Below are 18035 nucleotides of genomic sequence, written 5' to 3'. Positions count from 1 at the left end.
TGCGGCGAGGGTGCGTGCCGGGCGCCGCGGGTGCTGTGCGGGGCTTTCAAAACACCCCCTATGCCCCTGTGGACCGGTGGTGCTGCCCGTGTTCAGGAAGCGGCGGCGGGCAGCACCACCTCGAAGCGGCAGCCGCCGGGGATGTTGCGTACGGTGGCCCGGCCCCGGTGCGCCTCCACGATCCCGCGGACGATGGCGAGGCCCAGCCCCGCCCCGGCCGGGGGCGTCCGGGCGTGCGTGCCGCGCCAGCCGGTGTCGAAGACGCGCGGCAGGTCCTCGACCGGGATTCCGCCGCAGCCGTCCGTCACCGACAGCACCACGCCCTCGGCGGAACGCTCCACCGAGATGGCGACCGTGCCGTCGGCCGGGGTCCTGCGGATGGCGTTGACCAGCAGGTTGCCCAGCACCCGGCTCATCTCCTTGCCGTCCACCTCCACCGGTACCGGCTCGATCCGGCCGCCCACCAGGCGTACCCCGTGCTCCCGGGCGAGCGGGTCGGCTCCCGCCAGCGCGTCGCCCACCAGGTCGTACAGGGAGATCCGGGCGAGGGTCAGGGGGAGTGTGCCGGCGTGGATGCGGGAGAGCTCGAAGAGGTCGCCGACCATGTCGTTGAGGCGTTCGACCTCGGTGCGCATCTGCTTCAGATAGCGGTCGGGGTCGGCGGCGACGCCGTCCTCCAGGGCCTCCGACATGGCGCGCAGGCCGGCCAGGGGGGTGCGCAGGTCGTGCGAGATCCAGGCGACGAGTTCACGCCGGGAGGTCTCCAACGCGCGTTCCCGCTCCCGGGATTCGGCGAGCTTGGCGCTGGTGGCGGCCAACTCGCGGCTGAGCGTGTCCAGTTCCGCGGTGGCCGGCTCGACGGGGGCCGTGAACGCGCCGCCGTCTCCGAAGGAGCGTGCGGCCACGGTCAGTTCGTGGCTGCGGGCGACGACCCAGCGGCCCAGCAGCAGGGCCGTGGCCAGGGAGACGACGGCCGCCATCGCGACGACGGTCGTGACCACGGTCAGGTCGTGCGGGGAGAGGAACATCGCCCAGGCGACGGCGAGCGTGCCCGCGAGCATCGCGACCACTCCGACCGCCGCGACCACGGTGAGCGAGGCGGTGAGGGAGCGGCGCCGGATCAGCCGCAGTACGCCCGCTCCGGCCAGACCGGTGGCGGCCGCGCCGGCGAAGGCGTACAGGGCGATCAGCAGGGTGTCACGCATGATCACGTCTCCCCTTCCGTGGGCTCGAAGCGGTAGCCCACGCCCCACACGGTCTGGATCAGACGGGGCCGGGCCGGATCGTCCTCGACCTTGCCGCGCAGGCGGCGTACATGGACGGTGACCGTCGACAGGTCGCCGAAGTCCCAGCCCCACACCTCGCGCATCAGGTCCTCGCGGCCGAACGCCCGCCCCGGATGCCGCAGGAAGAAGGAGAGCAGGTCGAACTCCCTGAGCGTGAGGGCGAGTTCGGCGCCGTGCTTGGTGGCCCGGCGGGCTGCCGGGTCGAGGGTCAGGCCTGCCGCGCGCAGCCGGTGCCCGGTGTCGGCCGGCCGGCTGCGGCGGAGCACCGACTCCACCCGCAGCACCAGCTCACGGGGGCTGAAGGGTTTCGTGACGTAGTCGTCGGCGCCGACCTCCAGGCCCAGGATGCGGTCGTCCTCGTCTCCGCGGGCGGTGAGCATGATGACCGGCACCGGGCCCTGCCCGCGGATGCGGCGGCACACCTCCAGGCCGTCCATGCCGGGCAGCATCAGGTCGAGGACGACCAGGTCCGGCCGGTGTGCGGCGGCACGGGTGAGGGCGGTCGGACCGTCGTCGGCCCGGTCGACGGCGTAACCGGCGCGGTCCAGATACCCGGCGACGACCTCGGCCACGGTCGGATCGTCGTCGACGACCAGGATCCGGGGGGCCTCTTCGCGGGCTTGAGCCCCCGAGGGCTCGTACGGCTGTTGCTGCATGCCCCCAGCCTCGCACCGGGCCGCCTCCGATGCCGCGACTACCATCGCCTCGGCCTTCGACGTCCGCGTTTCGTAAGGAGCGGGAGTCCGGTATGTCCCCTTCGCGTTCGTAGGGTGAAACCGTGACGACGACACCTTCCGACGTCGATGTGGTGCTGCCCTGCCTCAACGAGGCCGAGGCCCTTCCCTGGGTCCTCGAACGGATCCCGCCGGGCTGGCGCGCACTCGTCGTCGACAACGGTTCCACCGACGGCTCGGCCTCCCTCGCCCACGCGCTCGGCGCGACCGTCGTGCACGAGTCGCGCCGGGGCTTCGGCGCCGCCTGCCACGCCGGGCTGCGGGCCGCCACCGCCGACGTGGTGTGCTTCTGCGACTGCGACGCCTCCCTCGACCCGTCGCTGCTCGTTCCCTTCGTACGCGAAGTGCGAGGCGGCGACGCCGATCTGGTGCTGGGCCGGCGACGCCCGCAGGGACGGGGCGCGTGGCCCGCGCACGCCCGCGTCGGCAATCTCGCGCTCGCGCGGATGCTGCGCCGCCGTACCGGACTGCGCCTGCACGATCTCGGTCCGCTGCGCGCCGCCCGCCGGGAGCCGCTGCTCGCCCTCGGCCTCACCGACCGGCGCAGCGGCTATCCGCTCCAGATGGTCGTACGCGCGGCCGACGCCGGCTGGCGGATCACGGAGCACGACGTGCCGTATCTGCCGCGCTCCGGGGCCTCGAAGGTGACGGGCACCTGGCGGGGCACCTGGCAGGCCGTACGGGACATGAGCCGTGTCCTGGGCGAGACGCCCGCGCATGGAGGAGGGACCGTCCGTTGAGTGCGTCGACCACGCTGCTCGTCATCGCCAAGGAGCCGCGACCGGGCCGGGTCAAGACCCGGCTCACCCCGCCGTTCACGCCCGAGGAGGCGGCCGGGCTGGCCGAGGCGGCCCTCGCCGACACGCTCCACGCGGTGGCGGCCGTGCCCGCCGACCGGAGGGTCCTCGTCCTCGACGGCACCCCCGGCGCCTGGCTGCCGCCCCGCTTCGACGTCGTACCGCAGTGCGCGGGCGGCCTGGACGAGCGCCTGGCCGACGCCTTCGCGGGCTGCGACGGCCCGGCCCTGCTCATCGGGATGGACACCCCCCAGGTGACACCCGAACTGCTCGACGTCGACTTCACCGACTGCGACGCCTGGTTCGGTCCGGCCGAGGACGGTGGCTTCTGGGCCCTCGGACTGGCCCAGCCCGACCCCGGTCTGCTGCGGGGCGTGCCCATGTCGACCGCCATGACGGGCGCGCTGCAACGCCGACGGCTGGTCCGGGCGGGGCTCCGGGTGCGCGACCTGCCGCGGCTGCGCGACATCGACACCGCCGCCGACGCCCACGCCGTGGCCGCGCTGGCCCCGCGCAGCCGGTTCGCCGTACGACTGGCCCGGTGCATGGCGGTCGCGGGAGCCGACTCCTCTCGGGACTCCGGTCGGGATTCCGGGCCGACCGCGCGGCCGACCGCGCCCCCGGCCGGCCCCCGATGAGCACCGTGCCTGCCACCGCCGCCGCCTGGGCGACCGCCGACCCCTACGCGGCCGCCCTGCGCTGCGGCCACGGCCCGCTGTTCCTGCGCCGTGCCGACGGCTGGCTGCTGCCGCTGGAGGTGGAACGCTGGTGCGCCCGGGCCGACGCGGTCGACCGGGAGGTGCTGGACCGGTGCGAGGGCACCGTGCTGGACGTGGGGTGCGGGCCGGGGCGGCTGGTCGCTGAACTCGCTACCCGGGGCCGGACCGTTCTCGGCATCGACGTCAGCGCGGCCGCCGTCGACCGCACCGTCCGGCTCGGCGGCCCGGCGCTGCGGCGCTCGGTCTTCGAGCCGCTGCCCGGCGAGGGCCGCTGGGGCACCGTCCTGCTCATGGACGGCAACGTCGGCATCGGCGGCGACCCGCGCGCCCTCCTGGACCGGGCGGCCGCGCTCCTGCGCCCCGGCGGCCTGCTGATCGCCGAGACCGCCCCGGTGAACGTCGACGAACGCGCCCAGGTGCAGGTCGTCGGCCTCACCGCCACCGGTGGGGCCGACGCCCACTTCCCCTGGGCGCGACTGGGCACCCGGGCACTGTTCCGGTACGCACAGGGCTGGGAGCGGGCAGGTCAGTGGGCGGCCGGCGGACGCTGCTTCGTCGCCCTGCGCAGGCGCCGCGGTCGCACCGCCAACAGCAGCGCCGAGGCGGCGAAGAGGGCGGCGGTGATCAGCAGCCAGCGGGCGAGGAACACATCCGCCGGCAACCCGGTGCCGGGCCCGTAGCGCTGCTCCACCCTGCCGCTGATCAGCGGGAACCACACCAGAAGGAGGAGCCCGGACAGGGCCGCCGGTACCCGCACGTACAGCACCCGGTCCCGGCGGCCGGTCGCGCCGAGCCCGCGCACGACCACCCGGTCCAGGGCCGCGTACAACGGCAGCAGCACGAGGTCGTGCAGCACGGCCGCACCCACGAACCACAGCGCCACGCCGAACCAGTCGTCCGCGAGCAGCCTCACCCCCGCGTAGGCGGCGAGCGCGAACGAGCACGCGAGCAGCACGAGCTGGAAGGGACTTCCCAGAGGGATCCGCGGCCGGCGCATCACAGTTCTCCGAACGTCATCCGGGCCACCCACTTGGTGTTGAGTACACCGGGTGCGGCGGGCACGATGATCCGCGCCGGGTAGCCGTGGTCGGGGGACAGCTCCTCGCCGTTGACGTACAGGGCGAGCAGGGAGCGCGGGTCGGCCACCTGGTTGGCGCGCAGGGCGGCTTTCCGGAAGGCGCCGCGCCGCTGGAGGGACTCGACGAACAGGTCGGGCGGGTCGTCGTGGCCGACGAGCGCCGCGAGGTCGCGCAGCCGCACCCCGCGCCACCACTGGTCCGACGTCGACCAGCCCTCGACGCAGGCGATGGGCAACGCCGAGCTGTGCAGGGGGAGTTCGAGGAGCCGGGAGCGGCTCAGGCGGACGGTGCCGGTGCGCCCCCTCACCACGAGCTGCCATGTGTCCGTGCCCGTCTCCGCCGCGTCGATGCCGGCGTACGCGGCGGTCTTGTTGATCTGGAAGCCGTTCGGTCCGCTGCCGGGTTCGCCGCCGCCGTGCGGTGCGAGGAGCGCGGTGCGCCGCAGCGGACCGTCGAAGTTCTGCCCGGCCGTGGTCGCGAACAGCAGCAGCGAGCCGCCCCCGACGAACCACAGGGCGCCGCGCCGGGAGACGGTCGGGTCGGTGGGGCGCGGTGACACCAGGTCGTTCTTCTCCTCCCGCAGGTGCCGCAGATTGCGCAGCGCGATGGGCATCTTCAGCAGCGCGTGGGCGACGAACGCGGCGAAGAACACCCAGGCGCCGTAGAAGTGCAGGGGGTAGAAGGAGCCGGGGAAGACGTAGTCGAGCTGGACGTTGAGCACCCCGGTCACGAACTCGAACAGCCCGCCGCCGACCAGGAGCAGCAGGGAGATCCGCTCCAGGGCGTGCGCGAGCGAGCGGGCCGGGGGCAGTGCGAACAGCCTCGGTACGACGGACCACAGCTTGGCGAGCAGGACGGGGATCAGGGTGATGCCGAGGGTGACGTGGACGCCCTGGTTGAGCCGGTACAGCCAGTGCGGGTTCGTCGGCCAGGCGAAGAGGTAGAAGCCGAGGATCCCCTTGTCCGGGGTCTTGTCGTTCACCGGCGACAGGTTCGGGTTGTAGGCGGCGTAGGAGACCAGGCCGGTCACGAACAGCACGGTGATGCCGACGAGCAGGACGAGGCCCAGCATCGAGGTGAGCCAGGGGCCGCGCAGCGGGCTGCGCCAGAAGCCGGGTGAGGAGGGGAGCCGCGGATCGCGTGGATCGTCTCGCATGGCCCGACCGTAGGCCCGGACCACCCCGGAAACGGGTGCGTGAACGATGACGAAACGCTGACGTCCGGCCCGGACGGCGGTCCACGCCCGCCCTGTCGGCCTAGCGTTCCGGGCGTGACCCGCTCCCAGCGCCGTGACCTGTACGCCTCCGTGGCCGCCGTACTGCTCGTGACGGCAGCCGTGCTGCTCGGCCGCCACATTCAGGCGACCAGCCACACCCTCTTCGTCAACTGGCCCCCGGTGCTGGCATCGTGGGGCCCTCATCTGGGCCCGGGCACTCCGGCGGCCGTCGCGGTGGCGATCGGCACCGTGGCGTACGGGCCCGCCCTCGCCGCCCGACTCCCCTGGCGGAGCCTGCTCCCGCTGGCCTGGGCCACCGCCCTGGCATGGATCTTCTCCCTCGCCCTGATCGACGGCTGGCACCGCGGCATCGCCGGCCGGCTCACCACCCGCCACGAGTACCTCCAGGTCATCGACCGCTTCGACGACATCCCGGCCACCCTGCACGGCTTCACCGACCACATCCTTCTCGGCTCCCCCGACCACTGGCCCGCGCACATCGCCGGTCACCCGCCTGCCGCCCCGCTCACCTTCGTCCTGCTCGACCGGATCGGGCTCGGCGGCGGGGGCTGGGCCGGGATGTGGTGCATCACCGTCGGGGCGACGGCCTGTGTGGCCGTGCTGGTCACGATCCGCGCTCTGGCCGACGAGGCACTCGCGCGCAGGGCGGCGCCCTTCCTCGTGCTGGCGCCGGCCGCCGTGTGGATGGGGACCTCGGCCGACGCGTACTTCGCGGCGGTGGCGGCATGGGCGGTGGCGCTGCTGGCACTGGCGGTGACCGGACGGTCCTTGTGGCGGGCCGGGGCGTCAGGTCTGCTCTTCGGCCTGACCTGCTATCTGTCGTACGGCCTCACGCTCGTCGCGCTGATCGGGGCGGCGGTGCTGTGGCTCGGCCGACAGGGGCTCCGCAAGCGGCCCGTCCTGCTGGTGCCGCTGCTCGCGGGACTGGCCGTGGTCCCGGCACTGTTCACGCTCGCCGGGTTCGACTGGTGGGAGGCGTACCGGCTCCTGGTGACGCGCTACCACCAGGGCGTGGGCGGCACCCGTCCCTACGGCTACTGGGTGTGGGCCAACCTGGCCTGCGCCGTGCTCATCACGGGCCTGGCGACGGCGGTGGGACTGCGCCGGACCGGTGCGGTGCTCGTCCGTGCCCGTGACGGCGCCCCCGGCCGGGCCGCCGAGGCCCGCCTCGCCCTCCTCTTGTCCGCCGCTCTGCTCGCCCTGCTGGTCGCGGACCTGTCCGGCATGAGCAAGGCGGAGACGGAACGGATCTGGCTGCCCTTCGCGCTGTGGCTGCTCCCGGCGTGCGCGTTCCTCGCCCGCCCCCGCGCGTGGCTCATCGCCCAGGCGCTGCTCGCGCTGCTCCTCAACCATCTGCTGCTGACCGGGTGGTGACGATGGTGCACCGGCGCCCACCACACCAGCGTGGTGCCCCCGTCGGCCGGGATGCCGACGCCGTTGCCGGTGACCGTGAGGCGGAAGTGGCAGAGCCGACCCGCTGAAGGTGTTCCTGCGCTGCGACGGCGGGATCGCCGAGGAGGTTCGCCGCGAGATCGTGCCCTACGTCTTCCCGGAGCCGGGTTCGGCGGGCGACGTCCCTGTGCGCGAGGGAGTGGTCGGGCTCGCGGGGCGGGTCCGGGACACGGCCGTGATTCCCGTGGCCAGGAGAGGCCGCCGGGGTCCTGGCGGTGGGCCGGTGAGGGCGCGTCTCAAGTGCGAGTGGGGCCGGTCGGCCCTGGTGCGTCCGGCCCCGGCGAGCGATGATCGGCAGCATGAGCATTCCGTGGTCCGCAGACCGGGGGGCACCGGGGAACGAGGGATCGTCATGACCGAGACAGGCCCTTTCACGGAGCAGGACCCGATCCGCGCGTTCCTGCTGGACGACCACGAGGTCGTACGACGCGGCATCACCGGCCTGCTCGACGCAGAGCCGGACGTCTCCGTGGTCGGCGACGCGGACACCGTCGAGCACGCCCTCTCCCGCGGCCCGGCGCTGCGCCCCCACGTAGCCGTGCTCGACGTACGTCTCCCGGACGGCGACGGCATCACGGTCTGCCGCGAGCTGCGCGGCCTGATGCCGGAGCCGGCCTGTCTGATGCTGTCCTCGTTCGACGACGAGGACTCTCTGCTCGATGCCGTCATGGCCGGCGCCTCGGGCCGTCCGGAAACAGATCAGGGGCTCCGCCCTGGTCCCGGCCGTCCGTACGGTCACCTCGGGCCAGTCCATGCCGGCCCCGGCGACCACGGCCCGCCTGATGCGCTCACTGCGCGCCGACCCCGCCGGGACACCGACCGTCGCACCCGAGCCGGCCGGCCTGTCGCCGCGCGAGCGAGACATCCTCACCCTGATCGCCGCCGCGTCCAGGCCGCGGTCCTGGCCTCCCATCCGCAGCGCCCGGACAGCGGCGACCGCACCAACACGAGGTGAGCGCATGCCGGAGTCCGAGCAGGAACTGGCCGACGTCCAGCGTGAGCACTGGCAGCAGACGTACGGCGAACATCCGGGCATGTACGGCGAGAAGCCGTCCGAACCCGCCGTCCACGCCGCCGCGGTCTTCCGGGCCGCCCGTACCGGAGACCTGCTCGAGCTGGGTGCGGGGCACGGTCGTGACGCGCTGTTCTTCGCACGCGAGGGCTTCACCGTGCTGGCCACCGATTTCAGCCCGGTGGGTCTGGAGCAACTGCGCGAGGCCGCTGGCGTCCAAGGCCTGGCCGAACGGGTCACGACGGCAGTCCACGACGTCCGCGAGCCGCTGCCGCTCGCGGACTCCTCGGTGGACGGCGTGTTCGCGCACATGCTGCTCTGCATGGCGCTGTCCACGAACGAGATCCACGCCCTGCTCGCCGAAGTGCGCCGCGTCCTGAGACCGGGCGGCGTCTTCGTGTACACCGTCCGCCACACCGAGGACGCGCACTACCGGACGGGGGCGGGGCACGGAGACGACATCTGGGAGCACGGCGGCTTCGCCGTCCACTTCTTCTCCCGTGAACTGGTCGACTCCCTCGCGCAGGGCTGGCGCCTTCAGGAGGTCCACGCCTTCGAGGAGGGTGACCTACCGCGGCGGCTGTGGCGCGTCACCCAGACGCTGCCCGGGTGAGCGGAGGCTGGGCGCAGCCGGGCTCTCAGCCCTCGATGCCCACCGCTCCCCGGTCCTGCGCGCCCGAGCACCTCAGCGCGAGCGCCGCGATGTCGTCGTCGAGCCTTCCACCGCTGTGCTGGAGCAGATCCCGGTGCAGGCGGTCGAGGAGTTCGCGGGGCTGTTCCAGGCCCTGCCGGCGCATCCAGTCCGGCAGGGGGAAGAACTGGCCCGTGTGGTCCCGGGTCTCCGACACGCCGTCCGTGTAGAGCAGGAGCTGGTCACCCGGGGTGAAGGAGACCATGTCGACCCAGTAGCGGTCACCGATGAGGGCCGCGAGGTTGAGGGGTGGTGAGGGGAGGGTGGGCTCGAGGACCCGGACCTTTCCGCAATGGGAGATCAGTGGCGGGGGATGCCCGCAGTTGAGGAGTCGTATGTGGCCGCCGCCGTGCGGGATCTCGGCGAGGAGGGCGGTGGCGAAGTGCTCGGGCTGGTCCTGGGTGGGAAACGCGTCGCTGTGGCGCGTGATGGTGGTCTCCAGGCGGTGGATGATGCCTTGCAGGTCGGGCTCGTCGTACGCGGCCTCCCTGAAGCAGCTGATCACCGCCGAGGCGGCCCCGACCGCGGACAGGCCCTTGCCCCGTACGTCGCCTATGAGCAGCCGGACCCCGTGCGGTGTGCCGATCGCCTCGTAGAAGTCGCCGCCGATCCGGGCCTGTTCCTGGGCCGCCAGATACAGCGACTCGATCTCGACGTCCTCGATGCGGCGCGGCAGCGGGCGCAGCAGCACCTTCTGGGCGGCGTCGGCGACGAGGCGGACCTGGAAGAGGATCTCCTCTCGTTGCAGCCGGACATGGCTGCCGTATGCGGCCGCCAGGGTGACCGCGATGATCGCGGCGGCCGTGTACTGCGTCCCGAGGTCGGTGTGGAAGAGACTGAGGACGATCATGAACAGGAAGCAGAACATCCCCAACAGGATCGTGGGGAGCACGGGCCACATCGCGGCGGCGAGGGCGGGCGCGGCGGGCAGAAGGCGGCTGAAGGCGATGTCTCTGGGGGTCGAGGACGCCAGGGCGACGATGATGACGGTGAGGACCACGGGTGACAGCCGGGCGGCTTCCCATCGGCCGCCGTAGGCAGGACGGCGGCGCGACAGCCACCCAGACATGATCACAAAATGCATCATATCGACCTAAGCAGACATCGGGCGCGGGGAAATCACGCACCGGACATCCGAGCCGAGGTCGAGCGTGCGGGCCTGGCCACTTGGGATCACCGGTGTTAAAAAGGTCGCATGGCGAACCGTTTCGCCCGATTTCCGCACCTCTCGGTGAAGCGCCTCATCAGCAAGGGCACGCGGAGCGTGGCCGGGCAGGTGTTGGTCTTCCAGGTGACCCTGGTCGTGCTGCTCGTAGCCTGCGGGGTCTTCGCCCTCATCCTCCAGTCGGAGCGGGACACCAGCGCCGAGGCCAGGCGCCGCTCCACGGCCGTGGCGCAGACCTTCGCGCACGCACCGGGCGTCCTCGCGGCACTGCGGACCCCGGATCCGAGCAAGATCCTCCAGCCGCTCACGGAGGCGGCACGCAAGGCCGCCGGCGTCGACTTCATCGTGGTCATGGACACCGACGGCATTCGGTACACGCACCCCTTGCCGGACCGGATCGGAAAGCGGTTCGTGGGCGAGATCGGGCCGTCGCTGGAGGGCAGGACGTACGTGGAGAGCGTCAACGGCCCGCTCGGTCGCGAGGTGCAGTCCACGGTCCCGATCGAGAACGCCGACAGCGAGGTGGTGGGACTCGTCTCGGCCGGGATGAAGGTCAAGAACGTCGAGAGCCAGCTGGCCCGGCAACTGCCGATCATCCTGGGCGCCGGGGCCGGAGCGCTCGTGTTGTCCACCGGTGTGACGGCCCTGGTGGGCCGGCGGCTGCGACGGCAGACGCACAGTCTGGCCCCGGCCGAGATGAGCCTGATGTACGAGCACCACGACACGGTGCTCCACTCCGTGCGGGAAGGAGTGCTGATCGTGGCCGCCGACGGGCGGCTGATCCTGGCGAACGACGAGGCCAGACGGCTGCTGGAGCTGCCGCCGGACGTCGAGGGACGGCTCGTCTCGGAACTGCCGGGCCTCGATCCCGGGACGAAGGACCTGCTCGCCTCCGGGCGCGAGGCCACCGACGAGGTGCACCTCGCGGGAGAGCGGTTGCTCGCGGTCAACCAGCGGCCCACGGACCGCGAGGGCGACCCCCGGGGAACGGTGGTGACGCTGCGCGACTCCACCGAGCTCCAGGCGGTGACCGGCAGGGCGGAGGTGGCACGGGAGCGGCTCAGGCTGCTGTACGACGCCGGGCTCCGCATCGGTACCACCCTGGACGTGCTGCGCACCGCCGACGAGCTGGCGCGGGTCCCCGTTCCCCGCTTCGCGGACTTCGTCACCGTGGACCTCGCCGACGCGGTCCTGCACGGCGAGGAGCCGGCCCCCACGGCGACGGACATGCGCCGTGCGGCCGTGTGCGGCATCCGGGACGACCATCCGCTCTCCGAACAGGGCCGCCTCTTCGACTATCTGCCCTCCACGCCCCAGGCACGCGGCTACGGCAGCGGCCGCTCGCAGCTGGTGAGCGACCTGCCGACCGCCGCGGGCTGGCGCGTGCAGGACCCGGTGCGCGCCACGGCGATCATCGACTACGGCATCCACTCCCTCATCACCGCTCCCATCCAGGCCCGGGGCGTCGTGCTGGGCATGGCCAACTTCTGGCGCGCACGACAGCATGAGCGTTTCAACGAGGAGGACCTGTCGCTGGCGGAGGAGCTGGTGGCCCGTGCCGCGATCAGCATCGACAACGCGCGCCGCTACACCCGCGAGCACACCCTGGCGGTCACCCTCCAGCGCAGCCTGCTGCCGCAGGCCATGCCCGAACAGAACGCCCTCGACATCGCCTACCGCTACCTTCCCGCCCAGTCGGGTGTGGGCGGCGACTGGTTCGATGTGATTCCCCTGCCGGGGAGCCGGGTGGCACTGGCCGTCGGCGACGTGGTCGGCCACGGTCTGCACGCCGCCGCCACGATGGGACGGCTACGGACCGCCGTGCACAACTTCTCCGCCCTCGATCTGCCGCCCGACGAGCTGCTGAGCCATCTGGACGACCTGGTCGGGAGCATCGACCAGAAGGAGGCAGCAGAGAGCGCGGCGGGCGTCGTGGGCGCCACCTGCCTGTACGGGATCTACGACCCCGTGACGCGCCGGTATGTCGTGGCACGTGCGGGGCATCTGGCGCCCGCGCTGGTCCGGCCGGACGGAACGGTCGTCTACCCGGACGTGCCGGCCGGTCCGCCCCTGGGGCTCGGCGGCCTGCCGTTCCAGACCGCGGAGGTGTGCCTCGCGGAGGGGACCCAGCTCGTCCTGTACACCGACGGTCTCATCGAGGACCGCAGGCGCGACCTGGACGTGGGAATGGAACTGCTGCGTGAGGCGCTCACCGGTCACCCCGGCCGACCGCCCGAGGAGACCTGCCAGGACGTGCTGGACAGTCTGCTCCCCCGGCGTCCCAAGGACGACGTCGCCCTGCTCGTCGCCCGCACGCGGGGGCTGCCACCGGACCGGATCGCCGAATGGGACGTACCAGCGGACCCGGCCGCCGTCTCGGGTATGCGCGACGCCGTGTCCCAGCGCCTCGAAGCGTGGGGCCTGTCGGAGTTCGGCTTCACCATGGAGCTCATCCTCAGCGAACTCATCACCAACGCCATCCGCTACGGCACCGCCCCGATCCACGTACGGCTGATCCGCGACCGCACCCTGATCTGCGAGGTGGCCGACGGCAGCAGCACCTCACCGCATCTGCGGTACGCCGCGACGACGGACGAGGGCGGCCGGGGACTGTTCCTGGTGTCGCAGATGGCCGAGCGCTGGGGCACCCGGTACACCCCCCAGGGCAAGGTCATCTGGGCCGAACACGCCCTCCCCGAGCCACTCCAGCAGCCCGCCCCGACCGCACCTCGGTAGGGTGCGCGGGTCGTACCGCTCGGTGAGTCTTGGCAGCGCTCAGGGGAGAAAGGCCCGGCACGATGCAGGTGTCAGAGGTGTCGCGGGCGGTGGCTGCGGCCATGTCGACCGCGCCGTCGGCCGGCCTGACGGCCGACGGCGCGGTCGTTCTTCACGACTCGAACAAGCTCACTCTGCGTCTGCTGCCTTGTGACGTCCTGGCCCGGGTGGCCCCCGTCGGGAATCAGGTCGCACAGCTCGAAGTCGACCTTGCTCAGCGGCTGGTCGAGTCCGGGTGTCCGGTGGCTGCTCTCGATCCTCGGGTGGAGCCACGCGTCCATGAGCGTGACGGTTTCGTGGTCACGCTGTGGACCTACTACGAGCCCGTGACACCCGGAGAGATCTCACCAGCCGGCTACGCCGACGCGCTCGAGCGGCTGCATGTCGGCATGCGCAAGCTCGATGTCCCGACGCCGCACTTCACGGACCGGGTCGAGCAGGCTCGACGACTGGTGGCCGACCGCGAGCAGACTCCCGCGCTCGCCGACGCGGACCGGGAGTTGCTCGGCGACACGTTACGCAGCCTGAAACGAGCTGTCGGCGAGCGCGGCGGCGCCGAGCAACTCCTGCACGGCGAGCCGCACCCGGGCAACCTGCTCGGCACGAAGAACGGGCCACTGTTCATCGACCTCGAGACGTGTTGCCGGGGCCCCGTCGAATTCGACCTCGCCCACGCGCCCGAGGAAATCAGCGCGCACTATCCGGGTGTCGATCAGGACTTGCTGCGCGAGAGCCGGCTCCTCGTCCTGGCGATGATCACGACATGGCGCTGGGACCGGGACGACCGGCTCCCGAACGGGCGCCGACTGGGCACGGAATGGCTCCGCCGGATCCGGGCAGCACTCGACGGCAACGGCTCGGACGCCAAAGGGGCCTGACGCGACGGAGTGCCCGCACGTGTTCCAGACCGGACGTCCCGGCGAGGACACGGGCGCGGAAGAAGGCCTCTCCGTGCGCACGGCTGGGACGTACGCCAAGATCTCCCGGGGCAACGGGAGATCTCGTGAGCGAGCGGCCTGGACCAGCGGAGTCGTCTGTGGCTTGAACGCTGTTCTCTCACGGTCGCCATGGGCGCCGGGGCTGCCAAGTCCTGCGGACGCTCTTCGATCAAGCCGGACGCACGAACAATGCCGCACGCACTCTGACCTGGGAGAACCGACACTTGTTCACGGCGTTTCGCAGCCGTGTCCGGTGTTCGGCAGCTGAGGAGCGTCAGTTGTTCAGCCGGGTGTCCGGAGGCATCGGGGGTGCGGGCAGCTCGGCGGTGTTGTTCACGAATCCCTTCTGACGGGTCATTTTCTCAGGTTGGCGTCGACGCCGGACCGATCAGGGCACCACCATGGAACAGTCGCTCACAGTGACCGACCGGGGGCAACCAGTCATCGCTGCTTGAGAGTTGAGCGGCATTGGACCAGTAGTCATCCAGGAGGTCGTCCCGCTATGTCCCGATCCCAGAGTTCCCAGAACATGCGGCCGTGGGGTGCGCATGTACGTCCCCTCGTGCTTGTGGTGGTCCTCGCCGTGCTCATCGTGCTGGTGTGCGTCGGATACGAGGTGAGCGCCGCGATCAGTGCCGTCGCGGCATGCGCTCTGCTCACCGAGGACATCTGCCGACGGCTGGGGTGGGTCGGCGGCCCGCGGGCCGTCTGAGCGCCTCAGGAGCGTTGGCATGACTGACGCGAGGGGAGTGGGCTGTGGCCCGCCCCGAGAATCCGATTGATCCGCACGCAGGCCCACTCGCGGACTTCGCGGCGGGCCTGCGGCGGCTGCGCAACGATGCGGGGCTGACGTACCGGGAGTTGTCTCGGCGGGCTCATACCTCGGCGAGTGCGCTGTCGCAGGCAGCCAGTGGCCACAAGGCTCCGAGCTGGGAGGTCACGGCCGCCTTCGTCCAGGCCTGCGGTGGCGATCTGGACGCATGGCGGAAGCGCTGGGGAGAGGTCGGCGCCCGGGCGACCACCGCGCCGGACCTTCCTGCTCCGACGAAGGACGCGCGGGGCGCAGGCGGTTCGGCGGGGGGCGTTGGTGTGGAACTACCCCCCGGGGAGGCGCCGACGCTGAGTGCGGTGATGTCCGTACAGGACTTCCACGCGGCGCTGAAGACCCAGCGGCTTCGGGCAGGCGGCCCTTCACTGCGCGAACTGGAAAGCTCGGCGCAGCGACAGGGGCACGTCCTGCGCCGCAGCACCCTGTCCGACACACTCGGCCGCACGAGTCGCCTGCCTCCGCTCGAGTTCGTCGACGCGTACCTGTCGGCGTGCAAGGTGGCGGTGTCCGAACTCGCCGACTGGCATGCGGCATGGGCGCGCGTTGCCTACCTTGCCCAGGGTCAGCCGGATCCGAGGCCCGCGCAGTGGCGCGACCGCTGCCCGTATCAGGGGCTGGGCTTCTACGGCCCGGAGGAAGCAGGGGTCTTCTACGGCCGGGAGAAGGCGACGGCCGAACTCGTCGCGCGGGTCGCCGAGACGGTCAACGGCGCGGGGATACTGGTACTGACGGGTCCGTCCGGGGCCGGCAAGTCCTCACTCCTGCGGGCCGGACTGCTGCCCGAACTGGCCAAAGGAGCCCTGGGCCCCGGGTCGCGGGACTGGCCTCACCTGGTCATGGCGCCCGGTGCGGCACCGCTCCAGCAGTTGGCGTCCGGGCTCGCCGCCCTGGCGGGCCTGGAGGAGGGCGAGGCCGTGGCTGCCCTGGCCGAGCCGAACGCCGAGCCGGACAGGGCCCGGCTGCTCGTTCGGCAGGCGCTGGCGGCCCGGCCGGGCGCCGCGGACGCGGGCGGGCCGGCGCTGCGCTCCCGGCGGCTCGTCCTGGTGGTGGACCAGTTCGAGGAGGTCTTCACCAGCTGTCCTGACCGGCTCCAGCGCGACGCGTTCATCAGCGCTCTCGGTGCGATGGCGGGTGCGGCCGCCGCAGGCGCCCCGCCGGCCGTGGTGATCCTCAGTGTGCGGGGTGACTTCTTCGGGCACTGCGCCTCCTACGCCCCGCTGGCCCGCGTCATGCAGACCGGCACGTTCGTGGTGGGGCCGCTGACCGAGTCCGAACTGCGGTCCACCATCACCGGCCCGGCCGCTGCGGCGGGCCTGCTCATCGAAGTCGGCCTGGTGGACAACATCCTGGCCGACCTGCGCTCAGCGGAGACCGGCAGCGGGTTCGCGCCCGCGGTGCTGCCTCTGCTCTCCCACGCCCTGCTGCAAACCTGGCAGCACCGCGAGGGCAACCGGCTGACCCATCGCGCCTACGCCGCGATCGGCGGGCTCGCCGACAGCATCGCGGCGAGTGCCGAGGCCGCGTACCGGGAACTGACGCCCGGTCAGCAGACGGCCGCCATGCTGATCCTGCGCCGGATGGTGACCATCCCCCGCGACGGGGTCATCACACGCCGCCGTATTCAACTGTCGGAGCTGGACACGGGCAGGCCCCCTGAGGACGTCAGTGCCGCCCTCACGGCGCTCACCCGTAGCCGGCTGGTCTCCGTCAGCGAGGAGACCGCGGAGATCACCCATGAGACGGTGCTGCGCTCATGGCCCCGTCTGAACGCCTGGCTGGAGAGCAGCAGGGCTGAGATCGGACTGCTGACGCAGCTGGCCGAGGCGACGCAGGAATGGACGCAGAACAAGCAGGACCCCGACTTCCTGTATCAGGGCTCGCGCCTGGACCGGGTGCGGGAGGGGGTGGACCCGGGGGTTCTGTCCGCTGCGGAGGGCGCCTTCCTCAGGGCGTCCCTCACCCGGGCGGCGCAGCTGCGCCGGTCGGCGCGCCGCCGACGGCGGTCCTTCGCCGTTCTGTCCTCCGTCCTGGCCGTCCTCCTGGCCTTCTCCCTCGTCGCCGCCTGCGCGGCGTATTCCTTGAAGGAGGAGGCGCAGGGCCAACACCGCAGAGCCGTGTCCCAACGGGTCGCCGCACAGAGCGAGTTGGTCGGTGAGGACGCCGAACTCGCCGGACTGCTCTCGGTGGCCGGCTGGCGCATCGCCGGGACGCCGGAAGCCCGTGACAGCATGATCGCCGCCATCGGCCGGTACGGCGAGGTGGTGGCCGCCACCATTTCCCTCGGAAAGGAACGCGCCGCGGCCGTCGCGTTCAGTCCGGACGGGCGGACGGTGGCCGTCGCCGACAGGGACGCCGGCGTGCTCCTTTGGGACATCAGCCGGCCGAAGAAGCCGAGCCTGACTTCCGTCTACCGCGCTTCCGCAACGGTTGGACACATGGTGTTCAGCCCTGATGGACGCACGCTGGCCGCCACGACCGACCACGACGTCGAGTTCGCCGATGTGGCCACGGCGAAGCGCCGGGCAAGGGTTACCGCGTCGGGCAGGATCGAGCATGTGGCGTTGAGCCCCGACGGACGCCACTTCGCCGCTGTCGACGACGACCGGATGGTCCGGATCTGGGACATCTCCGACCTCGGCAGTCCTGTCATCCGGCTCAGGCAGAAGGGCACACAGAAGGTCACCGCCCTCTCGTTCGCCCCCGACGGGCGCACCCTCGCCACGGCGGGCACCGACGGCGTCGTCCGCCTGTGGGACGTCACCGATCCGGCCCCTCTCCGGCCGGCGTCCGCCGTGAGCGGCCACACCGATGTCGTCCGAGGCATGGCGTTCACCTCCGACGGGCGCACCCTGGCCACCGCCGGCGCCGACCGTACCGTCCGCCTGTGGGACGTCACCGAGCGGACCCGGCCCCGCCTGGCCCTCGTGCTGACGGGCCACACCGGAACCGTTCACGGCGTCGCCTTCAGCCCCGACGGGCGCACCCTGGCCACGGCCAGTGCCGACAACACCGTCCGGCTCTGGGACCCCACGGCCGGGCGGCCGGCCGGCACGCTCACCGCGAGCACCGACGGCATCAGCCGTGTCGCCTTCAGCCCCGATAACCGCGGTCTGCTGACGATCGGTAGCAACGGAAGGATCCAGCAGTGGACCATCCCCGCGCAGGCGGACCCGGACGACCTCATCAGGACGATCTGCTCCCGTGCCGGCCGGGAGCTCACCCGAACCGAGTGGCAGCAGCACGTGCGGGACTACCCGTACGAATTCGTCTGCTCGCGGACCTGATCCACGCCGTGTCGGCGAAGAGCCCGCATCCGACTTG

The 18035-nt window shown here is 72.0% G+C and carries 13 protein-coding genes and 1 pseudogene; 10 read left to right on the top strand and 4 right to left on the bottom strand.

Annotated elements, in window-relative coordinates:
• Positions 1-92: 92 nt before the first annotated feature.
• Together KUM44_RS07720 and KUM44_RS07715 are read right to left on the bottom strand one after the other, a co-directional pair.
• Positions 93-1205 (bottom strand): sensor histidine kinase KdpD, encoded by a 1113-nt coding sequence (locus KUM44_RS07720; RefSeq protein ID WP_217207006.1) that lies wholly within the window; start codon positions 1203-1205, stop codon positions 93-95.
• A gap of 2 nt (positions 1206-1207) precedes the next feature.
• A complete protein-coding gene (locus tag KUM44_RS07715; protein WP_217207005.1) occupies positions 1208-1942 on the bottom strand; it encodes a response regulator transcription factor in 735 nt (244 codons plus the stop codon).
• A gap of 122 nt (positions 1943-2064) precedes the next feature.
• On the opposite strand from KUM44_RS07715, the gene KUM44_RS07710 reads away from it, so the two are divergent.
• The 3 genes from KUM44_RS07710 to KUM44_RS07700 are packed head-to-tail and all read left to right on the top strand — an operon-like array spanning position 2065 to position 4216.
• Positions 2065-2760: a glycosyltransferase family 2 protein gene (locus tag KUM44_RS07710; protein WP_217207004.1), complete on the top strand. Its 696-nt coding sequence runs from the start codon at positions 2065-2067 to the stop codon at positions 2758-2760.
• Positions 2757-3455, top strand: coding sequence for a DUF2064 domain-containing protein (locus KUM44_RS07705; RefSeq protein ID WP_217207003.1), 699 nt, complete (start codon positions 2757-2759; stop codon positions 3453-3455). The genes KUM44_RS07710 and KUM44_RS07705 overlap by 4 nt, the downstream gene beginning before the upstream one ends.
• Complete coding sequence (locus KUM44_RS07700; RefSeq protein WP_217207002.1) at positions 3452-4216, top strand: bifunctional 2-polyprenyl-6-hydroxyphenol methylase/3-demethylubiquinol 3-O-methyltransferase UbiG; 765 nt, start codon at positions 3452-3454, stop codon at positions 4214-4216. The genes KUM44_RS07705 and KUM44_RS07700 overlap by 4 nt, the downstream gene beginning before the upstream one ends.
• Positions 4217-4532: 316 nt before the next feature.
• Here the strand turns inward: KUM44_RS07700 and KUM44_RS07695 are convergent, their stop codons facing one another.
• The gene (locus tag KUM44_RS07695) at positions 4533-5771 is read right to left on the bottom strand and encodes a molybdopterin-dependent oxidoreductase (RefSeq protein ID WP_217207001.1); all 1239 of its coding nucleotides are present in this window, start codon (positions 5769-5771) and stop codon (positions 4533-4535) included.
• A 114-nt stretch (positions 5772-5885) separates the two neighbouring features.
• Here KUM44_RS07695 and KUM44_RS07690 point away from each other — a divergent pair, with 114 nt between their 5' ends.
• The 3 genes and pseudogenes from KUM44_RS07690 to KUM44_RS07680 all read left to right on the top strand — a co-directional run bounded on the left by KUM44_RS07690 (position 5886) and on the right by KUM44_RS07680 (position 8929).
• The gene (locus tag KUM44_RS07690) at positions 5886-7226 is read left to right on the top strand and encodes a hypothetical protein (protein WP_217207000.1); all 1341 of its coding nucleotides are present in this window, start codon (positions 5886-5888) and stop codon (positions 7224-7226) included.
• Between the two features lie 430 nt (positions 7227-7656).
• A pseudogene (locus KUM44_RS07685) lies at positions 7657-8259 on the top strand (response regulator transcription factor).
• 4 nt (positions 8260-8263) lie between these two features.
• Positions 8264-8929, top strand: coding sequence for a class I SAM-dependent methyltransferase (locus tag KUM44_RS07680; RefSeq protein ID WP_217206999.1), 666 nt, complete (start codon positions 8264-8266; stop codon positions 8927-8929).
• Positions 8930-8954: 25 nt separating this feature from the next.
• Here KUM44_RS07680 and KUM44_RS07675 read toward each other — a convergent pair whose 3' ends face one another.
• Positions 8955-10076, bottom strand: a complete 1122-nt coding sequence (locus KUM44_RS07675) for a PP2C family protein-serine/threonine phosphatase (protein ID WP_254389159.1) — start codon at positions 10074-10076, stop codon at positions 8955-8957.
• A gap of 126 nt (positions 10077-10202) precedes the next feature.
• Between KUM44_RS07675 and KUM44_RS07670 the strand changes: the two genes are divergently transcribed.
• The 4 genes from KUM44_RS07670 to KUM44_RS07655 all read left to right on the top strand — a co-directional run bounded on the left by KUM44_RS07670 (position 10203) and on the right by KUM44_RS07655 (position 17998).
• On the top strand, positions 10203-12908 hold the full coding sequence (locus KUM44_RS07670; RefSeq protein WP_217206997.1) for a SpoIIE family protein phosphatase: 2706 nt from the start codon (positions 10203-10205) through the stop codon (positions 12906-12908).
• 62 nt (positions 12909-12970) lie between these two features.
• Positions 12971-13825 carry an aminoglycoside phosphotransferase family protein gene (locus KUM44_RS07665; RefSeq protein WP_217206996.1) on the top strand — a complete coding sequence of 285 codons (855 nt, stop codon included), beginning with the start codon at positions 12971-12973 and terminating at the stop codon, positions 13823-13825.
• 562 nt (positions 13826-14387) lie between these two features.
• Complete coding sequence (locus KUM44_RS07660) at positions 14388-14597, top strand: hypothetical protein (protein WP_217206995.1); 210 nt, start codon at positions 14388-14390, stop codon at positions 14595-14597.
• Between the two features lie 44 nt (positions 14598-14641).
• Positions 14642-17998 carry a WD40 repeat domain-containing protein gene (locus KUM44_RS07655; RefSeq protein WP_217206994.1) on the top strand — a complete coding sequence of 1119 codons (3357 nt, stop codon included), beginning with the start codon at positions 14642-14644 and terminating at the stop codon, positions 17996-17998.
• The last annotated feature ends 37 nt before the right edge of the window (positions 17999-18035 follow it).

The sequence above is a fragment of the Streptomyces sp. AC550_RSS872 genome, from assembly GCF_019049285.1.
Lineage (GTDB): Bacteria > Actinomycetota > Actinomycetes > Streptomycetales > Streptomycetaceae > Streptomyces.
This window is presented reverse-complemented; position numbering and strand designations above follow the sequence as displayed.

Bases quoted from the DNA above. Each gene is read 5' to 3' on its own strand.
- KUM44_RS07720 (WP_217207006.1), bottom strand. From the start codon at position 1,205: ATGCGTGACACCCTGCTGATCGCCCTGTACGCCTTCGCCGGCGCGGCC.
- KUM44_RS07715 (WP_217207005.1), bottom strand. From the start codon at position 1,942: ATGCAGCAACAGCCGTACGAGCCCTCGGGGGCTCAAGCCCGCGAAGAG.
- KUM44_RS07700 (WP_217207002.1), top strand. From the start codon at position 3,452: ATGAGCACCGTGCCTGCCACCGCCGCCGCCTGGGCGACCGCCGACCCC.
- KUM44_RS07695 (WP_217207001.1), bottom strand. From the start codon at position 5,771: ATGCGAGACGATCCACGCGATCCGCGGCTCCCCTCCTCACCCGGCTTC.
- KUM44_RS07680 (WP_217206999.1), top strand. From the start codon at position 8,264: ATGCCGGAGTCCGAGCAGGAACTGGCCGACGTCCAGCGTGAGCACTGG.
- KUM44_RS07675 (WP_254389159.1), bottom strand. From the start codon at position 10,076: ATGTCTGGGTGGCTGTCGCGCCGCCGTCCTGCCTACGGCGGCCGATGG.
- KUM44_RS07670 (WP_217206997.1), top strand. From the start codon at position 10,203: ATGGCGAACCGTTTCGCCCGATTTCCGCACCTCTCGGTGAAGCGCCTC.
- KUM44_RS07665 (WP_217206996.1), top strand. From the start codon at position 12,971: ATGCAGGTGTCAGAGGTGTCGCGGGCGGTGGCTGCGGCCATGTCGACC.
- KUM44_RS07660 (WP_217206995.1), top strand. From the start codon at position 14,388: ATGTCCCGATCCCAGAGTTCCCAGAACATGCGGCCGTGGGGTGCGCAT.